Origin of the sequence: Microbacterium sp. As-52, from assembly GCF_049949185.1 — a bacterium.
In the GTDB taxonomy this organism is placed as follows: domain Bacteria; phylum Actinomycetota; class Actinomycetes; order Actinomycetales; family Microbacteriaceae; genus Microbacterium; species Microbacterium maritypicum_A.
In genome coordinates this window covers 606763-621620 of the sequence record NZ_CP188171.1, presented here as the reverse complement: position 1 = coordinate 621620, position 14858 = coordinate 606763, and the positions used below count along the sequence as shown (strand labels likewise).

General features: G+C 68.8%; 12 protein-coding genes. 6 read left to right on the top strand and 6 right to left on the bottom strand.

Annotation, left to right across the window (positions count from 1 at the left end):
* Positions 1-26: 26 nt before the first annotated feature.
* Complete coding sequence (locus ACLFA2_RS03020) at positions 27-755, bottom strand: response regulator transcription factor (protein ID WP_017828429.1); 729 nt, start codon at positions 753-755, stop codon at positions 27-29.
* 89 nt (positions 756-844) lie between these two features.
* On the bottom strand, positions 845-1810 hold the full coding sequence (locus tag ACLFA2_RS03015) for an acetylxylan esterase (RefSeq protein WP_426622014.1): 966 nt from the start codon (positions 1808-1810) through the stop codon (positions 845-847).
* Between the two features lie 124 nt (positions 1811-1934).
* On the opposite strand from ACLFA2_RS03015, the gene ACLFA2_RS03010 reads away from it, so the two are divergent.
* Complete coding sequence (locus ACLFA2_RS03010; protein ID WP_426622013.1) at positions 1935-5945, top strand: hypothetical protein; 4011 nt, start codon at positions 1935-1937, stop codon at positions 5943-5945.
* A 30-nt stretch (positions 5946-5975) separates the two neighbouring features.
* On the opposite strand, the gene ACLFA2_RS03005 is transcribed toward ACLFA2_RS03010, so the two are convergent.
* Both ACLFA2_RS03005 and ACLFA2_RS03000 read right to left on the bottom strand, forming a co-directional pair.
* Positions 5976-7136, bottom strand: coding sequence for a mandelate racemase/muconate lactonizing enzyme family protein (locus ACLFA2_RS03005; protein WP_021199742.1), 1161 nt, complete (start codon positions 7134-7136; stop codon positions 5976-5978).
* Positions 7137-7232: 96 nt separating this feature from the next.
* Positions 7233-8036, bottom strand: coding sequence for an IclR family transcriptional regulator (locus ACLFA2_RS03000; protein WP_021199741.1), 804 nt, complete (start codon positions 8034-8036; stop codon positions 7233-7235).
* Between the two features lie 227 nt (positions 8037-8263).
* Between ACLFA2_RS03000 and ACLFA2_RS02995 the strand changes: the two genes are divergently transcribed.
* Genes ACLFA2_RS02995 through ACLFA2_RS02985 form a run of 3 tightly spaced genes read left to right on the top strand, consistent with a single transcriptional unit; the run spans position 8264 to position 11422 of the window.
* Positions 8264-9202 (top strand): carbohydrate ABC transporter permease, encoded by a 939-nt coding sequence (locus ACLFA2_RS02995; RefSeq protein ID WP_021199740.1) that lies wholly within the window; start codon positions 8264-8266, stop codon positions 9200-9202.
* A complete protein-coding gene (locus ACLFA2_RS02990) occupies positions 9202-10059 on the top strand; it encodes a carbohydrate ABC transporter permease (RefSeq protein ID WP_021199739.1) in 858 nt (285 codons plus the stop codon). Before ACLFA2_RS02995 ends, ACLFA2_RS02990 begins: the two co-directional genes overlap by 1 nt.
* Positions 10060-10108: 49 nt before the next feature.
* Entirely contained in the window at positions 10109-11422 is a 1314-nt protein-coding gene (locus tag ACLFA2_RS02985; protein ID WP_021199738.1) for an extracellular solute-binding protein, read from the top strand.
* Between the two features lie 66 nt (positions 11423-11488).
* Here the strand turns inward: ACLFA2_RS02985 and ACLFA2_RS02980 are convergent, their stop codons facing one another.
* Positions 11489-12208: an SDR family NAD(P)-dependent oxidoreductase gene (locus tag ACLFA2_RS02980; protein ID WP_029260539.1), complete on the bottom strand. Its 720-nt coding sequence runs from the start codon at positions 12206-12208 to the stop codon at positions 11489-11491.
* A complete protein-coding gene (locus tag ACLFA2_RS02975; RefSeq protein ID WP_426622012.1) occupies positions 12205-13122 on the bottom strand; it encodes a dihydrodipicolinate synthase family protein in 918 nt (305 codons plus the stop codon). The genes ACLFA2_RS02980 and ACLFA2_RS02975 overlap by 4 nt, the downstream gene beginning before the upstream one ends.
* Before the next feature lie 112 nt (positions 13123-13234).
* Between ACLFA2_RS02975 and ACLFA2_RS02970 the strand changes: the two genes are divergently transcribed.
* Both ACLFA2_RS02970 and ACLFA2_RS02965 read left to right on the top strand, forming a co-directional pair.
* The gene (locus ACLFA2_RS02970) at positions 13235-14152 is read left to right on the top strand and encodes an SMP-30/gluconolactonase/LRE family protein (RefSeq protein ID WP_292768470.1); all 918 of its coding nucleotides are present in this window, start codon (positions 13235-13237) and stop codon (positions 14150-14152) included.
* Positions 14149-14793 carry a bifunctional 4-hydroxy-2-oxoglutarate aldolase/2-dehydro-3-deoxy-phosphogluconate aldolase gene (locus ACLFA2_RS02965; RefSeq protein WP_292768461.1) on the top strand — a complete coding sequence of 215 codons (645 nt, stop codon included), beginning with the start codon at positions 14149-14151 and terminating at the stop codon, positions 14791-14793. Before ACLFA2_RS02970 ends, ACLFA2_RS02965 begins: the two co-directional genes overlap by 4 nt.
* Positions 14794-14858 lie beyond the last annotated feature (65 nt).

Here is a 14858-nt window from a genome sequence, read left to right as displayed (position 1 = left end):
CGGCCGCCTCATCACCGTCGCAGAGCTCACTGCGGAGCCTTGATCATGTAGCCGACGCCCCGGACGGTGTGCAGCAGCGGTGTGCGGCCGGCATCGATCTTCTTGCGCAGGTAGGAGATGTACAGCTCGACGACCGACGACTTGCCGCCGAAGTCGTAGCTCCACACCCGGTCGAGGATCTGCGCCTTCGAGAGCACACGGCGTTCGTTGCGCATCAGATAGCGCAGCAACTCGAACTCGGTCGCGGTGAGCTCGATCTCGGTGCCGTCGCGCACGACCTCGTGGCTGTCCTCGTTCAGGGTGAGGTCGGCGACGCGCAGGATCGACTGCCCGTCGTCGGCCGTGGCGTGACCGGTGCGCCGGATGATCGCGCGCAGGCGGGCGATCACCTCTTCCAGGCTGAACGGCTTCGTGACATAGTCGTCGCCGCCCGCGGTGAGCCCGGCGACGCGATCGCCCACGGCGTCCTTCGCGGTGAGGAAGAGCACGGGGACGAGGTTGCCGGACTCGCGGAGCCGCTTGAGCACGGACATCCCGTCGAGATCGGGCATCATGATGTCGAGCACCAGCGCGTCGGGCTCGAACTCGCGCGCCACCTGGAGGGCTTCCATCCCGGACGAGGCCGTGCGCACCTCCCAACCCTCCATGCGCAGGGCCATGGCGAGGAGATCGGTGAGCATCTGCTCGTCGTCGACGGCGAGGATGCGCAGGGGGGAGCCGTCGGGGCGGCGCAGTTCGGGCAGGTCGCTGGTCATGTCCCTATTCTGCGGAATCTCCTATGCGATTTCTATGGAGAATACTATGTGTTCTCTGAGAGATGCCGCGTCGCGAGGAGATGACGCGCTCACGCGATGCGCTCGTCGGGAAGCGCGAGGAAATCCATGCCGTCCTGCAGGGCGAGTCGGTCGGACAGCACGCCGACCGGTCCGTCGAGGTGACCGCCTGCGCGCACCCCGAGCCTCTTGGGGCCCGACAGTGCGTGATAGACCGCGAACTGTCCGCGCGGGTCCACCGCGGGGTCGAGCACCGCCGCGCTGACGTGCACGGGTATGCGCAGGCGCCGTGCGGCGGTCGCCGCATCGAAGTAGTCGAGCACCGGCCGCACCTCCGGGTGGTGACGGAGGTGCTGGCGAACGGCCTCTCCGCTCCCGGTGCAGTGCCGCGAGAGGCGCACATCGTGGTTCCCGAAGCTCGGCACGTCGAGAGCCGCACGGCGGAACCGGGCATCCCAGGGGAGCGCCAGGGCGCCGATGCCACCGCCGAAGCTGCCGCCGCTGAAGTCGAGAGCTGTCGCCGCCGACGGCGCCATCTCGAGGAGGACCGTCGCCGCCCGCCAGATGTCGGCTGCGCTGAACCGATGCGAGTACGTGTCGCGGTGTGCGATTCCGGCCAGCACGTGTTCGTCGGGCGAGGCGGGGAAGCGGCTGGCGGTGCCGACGTGCGTCCCGGGGGCGACGGGGAAGATCGCCGCGGTGCCGGCGGGCACCCGTTCGATGTCCGGTCCGGTCCGACCGCCGTATCCATGTCCGACGACGAGGCCGCTGCGGACGTCGGCGGTGGCGTGCGGCAGCATCACGAAGGCGGTGGCGTCTTCCCCGGCCGAGGAGCGGAAGCGGATCTCCGTCACACCATGCGTCGCGGTCGCGGGGTGCTCCCGTGCGACCTCCCACGCCACCGGTCCGACGCCGAACTCCTGGAACGTCGCCTGCCAGAAGTCGTCGAAGTCGTCGGGCTCGTCCGGCGATGCGAGCGGTGTGAGCAGGGCGCCCAGCGAGTACTCGGTCATCTCCTCGGGAGGGTTGTGGGTCACCGCGGGCGTCCTTTCCGGATGGTCTGCCTCGATGACGCTACCGGCGCCGACAGGGGGAGGAGCGCGCGTGATCGGCGAGGCGGATCCATTGACATGATCGCATATGAATTGCAGTATGTGCATCATGGATTCAATAGCTGGCAACGGAGCCGAAGACAATCCCCTGCTGTGGAGCCGCCGCTCCGTGCTGCGCATGCTCGTGATCGCCGGTGTGCTTCCTCCGGTGCTGGGCTCGCCCTACGGCTCGGCCCCCGCCGCAGCGACAGAACTCACGACGTCGGGCGGGGTCTACGCCGATGCCCTCCGCCGCCTGGACAAACCGAACCTGGCGTTCACGCAGGTCGCGCAATTGGTCGGGGACGACCACCGCATGACGTTCTTCCAGGCCACCTGGGACGGCGGGGCGACCATCGTGCGCGATCTCGAGGTCAAGCGCAACGGCGGCTGGCTGGCGATCACCGATCCCGCCCACCGGTTCGACGAGCAGTGGCTGGTGCTGGAGGGGACGCTGCCGTCGGGGAGCGCGCCGGAGCTGTACGGACCGCTCACGCCCAGCTGGCTCGGATTCACCTCGTTCCAGGTGCTCGGGCCGCAGGCGATCGAGCTGACCACGAGCACCGACGACGTCGACCTGGTCGTGCGGTGGCGTCTGGAGGGCAGCCATCCTGAAGCGCACTATGTGGTGACGGCCAAGACTGCGGGGGACTACATCGTCGGCTATCAGAGCCAGGACACGAAGTCGCTCGACGACCTCGACGAGGTGCTGTGCGGTTCGTACCAGCACGCTCTCTCGGTGCTCGACGGTTCCGCGCCCCTGGGAGCGTGGGAGCTCTTCGCCCCGATGGCGCTGACGCAGTATTCCGTGGGCGACGTCGCCGTCACCTCGGGTGTGTACCTGCCGTCGGAGGTGGCCGAGTTCGTGCACGAACGGCAGCTCATGTCGGATCGGCAGCCGTACGGCATGAGCCTGCGCAACGACAGCCTCGACATCGTGCCGTCCATGTACTCGCCGCAGCCCGGGCTGCGCACGGCCATGACCGTCGGACAGCAGCGCGGCTTCGCCTTCGGCATCGCCGCTCGAGCCGACACCGTGTACGGCACGTACACGCAACTGTGCCGGAACGAGTACGGCCTCACCGCGTATCGGCGCAATGTGTACGACCGTTCGCTGACCGACGCGGTGCACGCGATGACCGCCCTGATCGCGGTCGAGCCGAGCGGCGACGATTCCCTCGACTACGTGCCGTCGTACTCGGGCTGGTGGAACCGCGCCAAGGGATTCGTCGACGTCGAGAACGAGGGTGCGGTCCGCACGGCGGCCAGCGGAGTCGTGCTCGCCGCGCACTACCTGACCGGGACCGCCGACAGCACGCTCTACGACCGTCGTGCGCGTCCGCTCGTGGAGTACCAGCTCTCCCGCAAGGGCATCGGGCACACGCCGATGATCGGCAGCCCGGTGTACAACGACAAGACGCAGTACCGGATCGGGAAGATTCCCACCGATGCCGTGAACCTCGCGTCGCTCTACCAGCTCACGCACGGCCGCAACGCCGGCATCCAGCGGCTTGCGGTGCAGGCGACCAAGGCGGGCGTGGTCGGGCAGAGTAGGGCGCCGTTCTCGAACGCGCTGGCGACCTACCGCGTCACGGGGGATCCCGCCTATCTGGCGGAGGCGACGCTGATCGCCCGGAGGTATGCGCAGGAGCAGATCCTCACGCCGTATCGCAGCAACGGCCAACCGCCGGGAGGCTTCGCCTACAGCTTCTCGAAGTACTGGGTCGACCTTCTGGAGATGTTCGAGGCGACGGGCGAGACCGAGTTCCTCGACGGGGCATATCGCGAGGTGCAACGGTTCATCACGCAGACGGCGGTGCGCCCGGTTCCCGACACGAACGTCACGGTCCCGGTCGGAGCCGTCATCAAGCAGCAGTACGACTGGGAGTCGCGTTCGTCGCTCCCGTCGTACCCGACGACGAACGTTCCGACGGAGACGGTGCCGGCCTGGTACGTCTCGCCCTCCGGCCTGACGTTCGAGGCGCTGTCGTCGTTCAAGCTCGGTGTCAGCACGTTGACCAACCCGGGCGGCGGCTACGTGTTCAACCCGTGCTGGGCCGGAGCTCTGCTGCGCCTGGCACATCACACCGGAGACGAGCTGCTCGCTGACATCGCGCACAACATGGTGATCGGACGGTTCACCACGTATCCCGGCTACTACGGGCGGCAGTTCCAGGTCGCGCACATGAAGCCCGACTTCGCGACGAGCGGTCCGGTGGGGATCACGGGCTACTACTTCCACCACGCGCCGGCTCAGCTCGGACTCGCGATGGACTACCTGATCAGTGAGAGCTTCTACCGCAGCGCCGGCGCGATCGAGTTCCCGCACGTGTTCGAGGCCGACTTCGCCTACTTCAAGTTCTTCGCCTACGGTCATGCGCCGGGAACGTTCTTCGGCGAGGACGGCGTGTGGCCGTACTTCCCCGAGGGGCTCATCGGGGTCGACAACCCTCTGGTCAACTGGATCGGCGGCGTCGGCAACGGTGCCCTGTACGTGAGCCTCACCAACTCCGCGGGCACCGCGCAGCAGGTGGTCGTCGACCTCTCCACTGATCTCACCGGCCTGCCCCGCAGCTCGTCGACCGCGGTCGAGGTGGTCGCCGCGAACGGCGCCCGCTCGACCTCGGCGGCCCAGAACGGTCGCATCACCGTCACGGTGCCCGCACGCGGACTGCTGGCCCTGGTGGTGCGGAACGTCACGGTGCAGCGGCCGGGGCTGCCGTTCGATGACGTCGTCGATCACGGGCGCGACAGCTTCCACGAGCTCGACTCCGATCCCGCCACCGAGTACGGGGTCGCGCGCGGGATGCTTCTGGTGCGTCCCGACGGGCAGGGGTACGACGCCTACGTGCAGATCGACACCGAGCAGCAGGCCACGCTGTCGTACCGCATCGGTGCGCAGGCGGTGCAGCAGGCTCCGCAGAAGGCGTACCCGTTCGAGTGGACGATCCCCGTCGACGACCTCACCAAGACGTTCCGGTACACGATCACCTCCGGGGGCACGACCACGCCCGAGGTCACCCTCCAGCTGCCGTCGCGGATCAGCGGGGCCAACCCCGGGCTGGCGGGCGATGTGATCGCGCAGGCGACCGGAACCGCCGGAGACCGGGTTCCCTTGATCATCGAAGTGCGCAATGCGACCGACGACCCCGTCACCGGCACCGTGGCTGTGACCCTGCCGTCTGGCTGGAGCCTCGACGGTGTCGTCCCGGCGATCTCCGTTCCCGCGCAGGGCTCCGCGCGGGTCGAGTCCGCGGCCGTCATCGCGACCGCAGCGGCGCTCGGCGAGGTCGACGTGAAGGCGAAGCTGACGGTCACGGGCGAGGACCCCGTGACGCTGCGCCCCGCCGCGATCGAGGTGATCGACCGTCGCCGCCTGGTGTCGCTCACCTCGGACGTCGAGATCGTCAGCGGTCCCGGCGCGGTCGCGAAGCTGACGGCACTCGTCATCAACACCGGGGTCACCCCGCTGCAGGGCACCCTCGCGCTCTACGGCCTCACCGGGTGGAGCGTCGGACAGCAGAGTGCGACGATCACGGTGCCGCCGAGGTCGGATCTGACTCACACCTGGACGGTGACGGCAGGGGCCGGCGTCGCGCCGGGATCGTCGACCCGATTCGAGGCACGCCTGGACCAGACTCTGCGACGCGGAGTGCTCGTGCGCGTCGCCGACGAGGGCGTGATCGCACACACGCAGTCGCCGTGGCCGGGCTACCTGGAATCGGGCAACTGGTATCCCAGTGGACTCTCCGGCTGGAACGGCACGCGCACGCGCTACAGCGACTCCGACTCCGTGGGCAGCACCGTGACGTGGAACGTCGACCTTCCGCAGGCGGGGCTCTACCGCGTCTCGGTCTGGTACCCGACGAACCCCACGACCACGACCGCGGCCGCCTACGTCGTCGAGCATCAGAACGGCAGCTCCGAGGTGATCGTGGATCAGACCCAGGGCGCGGCAGCGTGGCGATCGCTGGGTTCGTTCCGCTACGCGGCCGGTGCGACCGGAACAGTGCGGCTCGAGGTCCGCAACACCAGCATCCACCGCGTCAGCGCGGCGCAGTTCGTGCGCATCGGGGACTGACATGACGAAAGGGGTGGGTGCGGAGGGGCGTCAGTGCCGCACGTACTCCTTGATCGCGTCCTCGTCGACGGTCACGCCGAGGCCGGGACCGGTCGGGACCAGGAACCCGCCGTCGGCACGCACCTCGAGCGGTGTCGTGAGCAGGCGGTTGGCGACCGGGAGCGTGAACGGCTGGTACTCGAACGCGAGGAGCGAGGCGGCGCTCGCCGCGACGTGCACACCGGCGGCCATCGCGATGCCGAAGGCCGCGGAGTGGTGAGGCGCGACCTGCACGTGGAACGCATCGGCGACAGCCGCGATCGCGAGGCCCTCGGTGATGCCCGTGCGGCCGATGTCGGGCTGCGTGAGGCCGACAGCGCGGCGGGTGAGCCAGTCGGTGAACTCGAAGCGGCTGCGCATCGCCTCGCCGACCGCGATCGGCGTGGCGAGCGCGGTCGCGAGGTCGCGGTGGCCCTCCACGTCTTCGGGAGCCAACGGTGCTTCGAAGAACCACGCCCTCCGGTCGTCGAGCTCCCGACCGAGGGCCCGCGCCTCGCCGAGCCGGTAGGTCCAGTGCGCGTCGAGCGCGACGTCGAGGTCGGGGTGCACACCCCGGACCGCGTCGTAGGTGGCGAGGTCGGTGCGGATGTCGACGCCGAGGTGCAGCTTGATGCGGCGCACGCCGCCCTCGACGAGCTCGGCCGCCTTCTCCGCCCGCTCGACGTCGTCGACACCGCGGATCCCGGAGACATAGGTCGGCAGCACTTCGTGGAAGCGTCCCCCGGCGAGCTCGGAGACCGAGAGGCCGGTCGCATGGCCCCAGAGATCCCACAGGGCGATGTCGACGGCTGCCATGGCGTCGGCCTGGTGGCCGGTGAGGTGCCCGCGCTCGCGCATCGACTCTGTCATGCGGTGCCAGAGCGTGCGCACCGAGCGTGGGTCCTCACCGAGGATGAGGGGGGTGAGCAGGTTGTCGACGATCGCCGCGGCGACGACGGGAGCGACCGGTGCCAGCGCCTCGCCCCAACCCACGAGACCCTCGTCGGTCTCGATCTTCACCAGCAGGGTCTCGTAGCCGGGGGAGTAGAGGCTCCGCCACGGCGGGCGGATCACGTAGCCGCGGTGGTCGACTGCGGTGTCGCCGGCGTAGGAGTTGTTCGCCTCCTCCTTCGACAGGTAGAGGGGGAAGGTCTGGACGCGCGTGATTCTCACAGGGGTCTCCAAAGACATCGAGGGGCGAGCGGCCGGCGGCTGGTGCCGCGGTCAGGGATCAGGATCGGATCAGGGGGCCGCGTCGCGGCGGAGGAGTCAGAGCGCGGCGAAGGCCGACGCGGTGCGGGACGGGCTGTAGCCGAGAGCCACGGAGATCTCGTCGGCGGCTTCGATCAGCTGCAGCGCGAGTTCCTGGTGCGGGGCGTGCAGGTCGAGCACCGAGAGGGGACCGCTCGCGGAGAGCCCGGCGACGATCTCACCCGCGCGGTTGCGGATGGGGGCGGCGATGCACGCGCGTCCGAAGGCGAGCTCCTCGATCTCGGTCGCATAGCCCCGGCTGCGGGTCTCGTCGAGGGCGAGCTGCATGGCTGCACGGTCGACGATCGTATGAGGGGTGAAGCGCTGAGGCGTCTGGGCGAAGTACTCATCCACCTGCTCATCGGTCATGCCGGAGAGCAGGGCCTTGCCGAGGCCGGTGGCGTGCAGAGGGCCGGTGCGTCCGGCCATCGCGAAGGACTTGGGCGCGAGTGCGCCTTCGAAGTTGCACAGGTAGGTGAAGGTGAAGCCGCTGAGCTCGGCGACGTTCACGCCGATCTCGATCTTGCGGGCGAGATTCTGGGCGATCTGCCGCGACGCGCGGAAGATCGGGGAGCCGTTGAGGGCGATCGTGCCGAGCGCCACGGCTGCCGGTCCCAGGCGGTAGAGGCCGGTGCGGGCGTCCTGCACCACGAACTTCATGCGGTCGAGTGCCGACATCATGCGCGAGACGGTGGACTGGCCGAGCCCGGTGAGGGTGCACAGCTCGGAGACCCTCAGCTCGCCGGACTCCTCGGTGAAGCATGCGAGCAACGACATCGCCCGTTCGACGGTCTGGGTGCCGCCCACCGATTCCGATGCCATGGTCACTCCTCCTCAGTACTGCCGCCGCGGATGCGACGCTGCGGCTGGTCGCCGCTGCCAGTCATCTTATGCAGTGAAATGGCTTCGAGCAACACAAATGTGGGTGTCTTATGCATTTTGTGGATTTCGCATCCGCATTGTGGTTAACTGGCCGCACGTCGACGTTGACGACTGTGACGACGACGCGCAGGGCCCCCGGGGGTCGTCTCTACTGGAAAGTGACTGCAATGCAACAAGCCATACTCGAGCGGCCCGCGGAGAGCGAGCAGAAGGCCGTCGAGCCACGCTCCGGGCGACGCTCCACGCTGGGCGCGAAGGATCGCACCTTCGGTTTCATGATCGCACTTCCTGCGGTCCTTCTGTTCCTCGTGATCGCGATCTTCCCCCTCGTGTCGAGCATCTTCACGAGCCTGTTCGATCAATCGCTCCTGCGTCCCGAGCGCACCTTCGTGGGTCTGGACAACTATGCGGCCGTGTGGGAGGAGTTCTTCGCCCGGCTCGGCACGACCCTCGTGTTCGCGTCGCTCTCCACGGTCTTCCCCCTCGTGCTCGGTGTGGCCCTCGCCCTGCTGCTGAACGCCCGCATGCGCGGACGCAACATCCTGCGCGGCGCTCTCATGCTGCCCTGGCTGCTCCCCGGCGTGGTCGTCTCCTTCCTCTGGGCGTGGATCTTCAACGACAGCTACGGCGTCGTCAACCACGTGCTCTCGGTCTTCGGCCTGCCGGAGGTCAGCATGCTCGGCACCCCGACCGGCGCGATGGCCGCCGTGGTCATCGCCAAGACCTGGCACTCGTTCCCGTGGATCATGGTCGTCGCCCTCGCGGTGCTCCAGACCCTCCCGAGCGAGCAGATCGAGGCGGCCACGATCGACGGTGCGACGCGTGCGCAGCGGTTCCGCCACATCTCGCTGCCGCACATCGCCGGCCCGGTCACCCTCGTCGCGGTGCTCGAGTTCATCTACAACTTCGGCAACTTCGACACGATCTTCGTCATGACCGGCGGCGGGCCCGGCAATTCGACCACGACGCTCGCGGTCAGCCTCTACGACCTGGCCTTCGGCAGCTACGAGCTCGGCAAGGCCTCGGCCATGGGCACGCTCTGGCTCGTCCTGCTCGCGATCATCACGACCGGATACCTGTTCCTCAACCGACGGCTGGAGAAGTGATGCGCCGTAGTCGCGATGTGGGGGAGTCGATCATCCGCCCCCACCTGTCCATCCCGGGGCGCGTGCTGCTCCTGCTCCTCGCTCTGTTCGGCCTGCTGCCGGTGTACTGGCTCACGGCGACCGCGTTCACGAAGAAGGAGGACGTCTTCTCCCTGGACCGTCCGTTCTTTCCGGTCGACCCGACTTTCGAGAACTTCGTCGGCTTCTTCCAGAACGACCTGCTGCTGAAGAACCTCATGAACAGCATCATCGTCTCCACCGGAACCGCCCTGCTCGCGGTCCTGGTCGGCGGGCTGATGGCGTACTCGCTGTCGAAGTTCCGCTACCGCGGCCGGAACGCCGTCATGTTCATGTTCCTCATCGGCCAGCTGATCCCCGGCGCCCTGCTGCTCATCTCGCTGTACCTGATGCTGAGCTCGGCCGGGCTGCTGTACACCTACACGGCGCTGATCATCTCGTTCACGACGTTCACGCTGCCGCTCGCGGTGTTCCTGTTGAAGGGCATCATCGACGCCCTCCCCGACGACATCATCGAGGCGGCGAAGGTCGATGGCCTGTCACGCACGGGCACGATGTTCCGCATCGTGTTCCCGCTCGTGGTCCCCGGTCTCATCACCGCGGGCATGTTCGCGTTCATGCGCGGCTGGAGCGATCTGCTCTTCGCCCTCACGCTCGCCGGCCCCGACAAGCAGACTCTGCCCGCCGGACTCACCCAGGCGTTCATCCGCGAGGGCACGGCCGACTGGCCGGCACTCATGGCGGCGTCCCTCATCACCTCCCTCCCGCTCGTCATCATCTTCATCCTCCTGCAGCGCTACTTCGTCTCCGGCCTCGCCGCCGGAGCGGTCAAGGGCTAGCGATGCACCGCAGAACAGCTCGTCCCCCTCATCCCGAAGGAGCAGTCTCATGAACATCTCGAACTCGCAGCTGAGCCGCCGAGCCTTCCTCGGAGGCGGCACGGTCCTCGCCGCGTTCGGCGCTCTCGCGCTCGCCGGCTGTGCCACTCCCGCCGCCCCCGGCACCGGTGCCGGAGCCACGGCCGCCGGGGCCACGAAGGCCAAGACCATCAACTTCTACGGCAACTCGCTCGGCGAGGAGGCCCTGAAGTCGGCATGGCAGGGCATCCTCGACGGATTCTCGAAGCAGGAGGGCGTCAAGGTCGCCCCCGTGATCTACCCGTACGATCAGGCGGCCACCCAGCTGGCGCTGACCGGACGCTCCGGCAACCTCATGGGCGTCGGACAGTCGGGCGGGTGGCAGGTGCTCACCCCCATGAACGTGCTCGCCGACCTCTCCGACCTCGCGAAGGGGCTCGGCATCCCGCAGGGTGTGCTCGACTCGTACACGATGGACGGCAAGCTGCTCGTGCTGCCCCTGACGGCCGCCGGCATCGGCATCATCACCAACGGAGAGATCGCGAAGAGCGTCGGCATCAAGTCGGGCATGACCGTGGAGCAGTTCGCCACGGCGCTCGAGAAGATCAAGAAGCAGGACTCCTCGCTGATCCCGTACGCCGCCGTCACCAAGAACCCCGACCTCAAGGACGCCGTCCCGTGGATGTGGGGCTTCGGCAGCGACGTCGTCACCGACGATCTGAAGTGCACCCTGGGCGACGCCGAGAGCGTCAAGGCCGTCACCTGGTACAAGTCCCTGCAGGACGCAGGGCTGACGCAGACGAACGTGGCGCGCAGCGATGCCCGCATCCTGTTCGCGAGCGGACGGGCGGCCCTGTACGACGACGCCCCGCTCGCATCGACCTTCGTCAAGACGAACGGTGCCGCCCAGAACATCATCGACAACATCGGCGCGATCTCGCGTCCGACCGCCGGGGGCAAGGACTCCTTCAACCGGGCCTGGGGCAGCGGTGTCTTCGCGACGGCGGGCGAGGGAGAGCTCACGAGCCGTGACTTCATCCTCTACGCCGCGACCAATGTCGAAGCGGCGACCGCGCTGTACGAGAACTCCGCGGTGGCACCTGCCGCCAAGAGCGTCGCCGACAAGATCCCGGCCCTCGCGGCAGACAAGTTCCAGGGCGCGTTCCGCACCGAGGTCTCCGAGCACGCCCGTGGCGCCGCCTGGGACCGCGTCGCGGTCACCGCGCAGATCGATGCGGCCATCGGAGCGGGGGTCGCGACGATCCTCGCCGGTCAGGTCGAGGTGCAGGCCGGCCTCAACGCGCTGAAGAAGGAAGTGCAGGGTCTGCTCGACGCGAACGCCTGAGCGGATCGCAGAGTCAGAAGGCCGCGTCCCGATGGGGACGCGGCCTTCTTCGTGGGAACGAGCGGCTCAGAGCCAGCGTTCCCGCAGCACCGGCTTCAGCCAGGCGGCGGGCGAGGAGATCGACAGACCGCCGTCGACGGCGATCGAGGTGCCGGTGACGAAGGATGCGGCGTCGGAGGCGAGGAACGCCACGACCGAAGCCACCTCCTCCGGGCGCCCGATGCGCCCGAGCGGGTAGCCCTCGCTCTCTCCGGTGTCGACGGCCGAGATGCTGCCAGGCTGCACGGCGTTGACGCGGATGCCGCGGGGGCCGTAGTCGAGGGCGAGCTGGCGGATGAGGCCGTCCACGCCGGCCTTCGCGGCCGCATAGGCCGGGAGGGCAGGAGCCGCGAGGGACGAGTTGACCGAGGTCACCGCGACGATCGACGACCCCGATGCGAGGCGGGGGAGAGCGGCTCGTGCCACGAAGAACGCCGAGTCGAGCGTGGCGCCGAGCGCGCCGCGCCAGTCTTCGTCGCTCGTCGCCTCCGCGCGGGCGATCGGCATGCGGCCGGCCGCGAGCACGACGACGTCGAGTCGGCCGAGCGCCTGCTCCGCATCCGCGACGGCGCGGTCGGCGGCCTCCGGTCGGCTGCAGTCCGCGACGAGGTACCGCTCGAAGACGGGATCGTCGGAGTCTTCGAGCCCCACCCCGACGACGGCGTCTCCACCGTCGACGAAGGCGCGGGCGATCGCGAGACCGATGTCGGAACTGCCGCCGATCAGCAGCACGCCGCGGCGGGTCACACGCGCACCGTGGTGGGGATGGGCGGAAGGGCGAGCTCGTCGATGACCAGCTTGACCGATGCACGGCTGCCGGCGTCCAGGCGCGAAGCCGGATAGCGCACCGTCGCGTGGTCGATCACGCCGCGCGCGACGAGGACCTCCTTGTGCACCGCCCACGCGATGCCGCCCTGCAGACCGATCAGCACGAGAGGGAGCATACGACGGAACTCGGCACGGGCTTCGTCGACGCGCCCCTCCGTGAACTGCGCGAGCACCGGACCGAGGAGGTCGGGGAACTCGCAGGCCGGCATCGTGCCGACGGCGCCCCTGGCATACTCCTCCAGGCAGAATTGCGCATTCTGTCCACCGAGCACCGCGAAGTTCGGATCGTCGATCGCCGAGACGACCGCGCCGACCTTGGGCGCGGTCGGCGGGGCTTCGACCTTGACGGAGTCGACGTCCTCGAGGCGGGCGATCTCGGCGATCAGCGCAGGGGCCATCACGACGCCGGTGACGCCGGGGGCATCCTGCACCATGACCGAGAGGGAGGTGGCGTCGGCGACATCTCCGTAGAAGTCGACGAGCGTCCCGGCGGGCGGCTTCACCATGAACGGCGGAAGCACCATGAGGGCATCAGCGCCCCCTTCCTCCGCGAGGAGGGCCTGCTCGATCGAGGTCGCCGTGGACGTGCCGTTGACGCCGGCGATCACGGGCACCCGGCCCTCGACCACACGGACGACATCGTCCAGGATCGTGCGGCGCTCCTCGGTGGTGAGCGCGAAGCCCTCGCTCGCCATTCCGAAGACGGCGACGCCGTCGACTCCGGACGCGAGCTGGAACTCGACCAGTCGGCGCAGGCTCTCGCGGTCGAGGGCACCCGACTCGTCGAAAGGCGTCGCCAGGATGGGCATCAAGCCGTGGAGTGTCGGAGCCATCAGCTGTTTCCCCGCTTCATCATCGTGTATCCACATTTCTCGCAAGTGTTATGCATATTGTGAGATAGTCTGCCACATAACGGTTATGACCTACCAGAGAAGGATGACCCGGATGTCGCACCCTCAGGCCGCCCGCACCGTCGAGATCCTCTCCGACGCCCGCTACGTCCAGGCCGAATCTCCACGCTGGGATGCCCGTGACGGCAGCCTCCTCTGGATCGACATGGCGACGGGTTCGCTGCACCGCGGACGCATCGAGGGCATCACGGTCGTTCCCGAGGCCGCGGTCGTCGTCGGCGCGCAGATCGGTGCCCCGATCCCGCTCGCGCAGCCGGGCACGGGGTGGCTGGTCGGCGTCGACCGCCGCGTCGTCCACGTGAGCGACGATGGCGTCGTCTCGCCGATCACCGACGACATCGCGGGACCCGGCGACTACATGAACGATGGCGGGGGCGATCCGTCCGGGCGCTTCTGGGTGGGGAGCCAGGCCATGCCCCGCGACCCGCACTGCACACTGTGGAGCCTCGGTCCCGACGGGCAGCCCGTCGCGCGCCTCGGCGGCATCACCGTGTCGAACGGCCTCGCCTTCGACCGCACCGGTGCCACGCTCTACTACATCGACACGCTCCCGCATCGCCGCATCGAGGCGTTCGATGTGGCGCCGGACGGAGAGCTCTCGAACCGCCGCACGGTGTGCCGGGTCGAAGGAGGCAACCCCGACGGCATGACGATCGACCTCGACGGCATGCTCTGGGTCGCGGTCTGGGATGCGTCCGAGGTGCGCCGCTACTCGCCGGCCGGGGAGCTCCTGGAGACGATCGTCCTTCCGGCGAAGCGGCCGACAGCCGTGGCTCTGGTCGACCGGCTGCTGGTGATCACCACCGCGAGCATCGGACTGACCGATCCCGCCGACGCCGACGGGGCACTGCTCGGCGTGGAGGTGGAGGTCGGCGGCGCACCCGCGTTCCCCTGGCGAGGCGCGGTGCCGGCGACGACGGCGGCCGGTTCGATCGAGGAGGGGGCCTCGTGAGCACCGTGGACAACGCGCAGCTGCAGGAACGCCTGCGCCGCACCCGACTCGTCGCGATCCTGCGGGGGACGGATGTCGACGCCACGGTCGGCGCGGCGCGGACGCTGCTCGCGGCGGGCGTGCTCACCCTCGAGATCGCACTCACCCTGCCTGACGCGGAGGAGGCGATCGCCCAGGTCGTGCAGGACGCGCCGAACGGAGCGCTGATCGGCGCCGGTACCGTGCTCGACGAGGCCGACGTGGAGAGGGCCCTCGCCGCCGGCGCGCAGTTCATGGTGACGCCCACGCTCAGCGCTTCTGTCGCCCATGCGGTCAGCCTGGGCATCGGCGTGCTCCCTGGCGTCTACACGCCCACCGAGATCCAGCGCGGCCACGACCTCGGCAGTGCAGCGGTGAAGCTGTTCCCCGCATCGGCGCTCGGGTCCGGTTTCATCCGCGCCGTCCGCGATCCTTTTCCGCAGGCGCGGATCATCCCCGTGGGAGGGGTGCGCGTCGACACTGTCGCCGAGTACCTCGCCGCCGGGGCCTTCGGCATCGGGGTGGGCGGGCCTCTCGTCGGCGATGCGGCGAGTCCCGGCGGCGATCTCGACGCGCTCGCCGTCCGCGCCGGGGCATTCATGCAGGCCGTGCGCGCGGGGTGACCGGCGCACTCCATAGGTTCCTCATCGTCGGCCCCTCGATCTCGCATATGCGCGATTCCTAACGT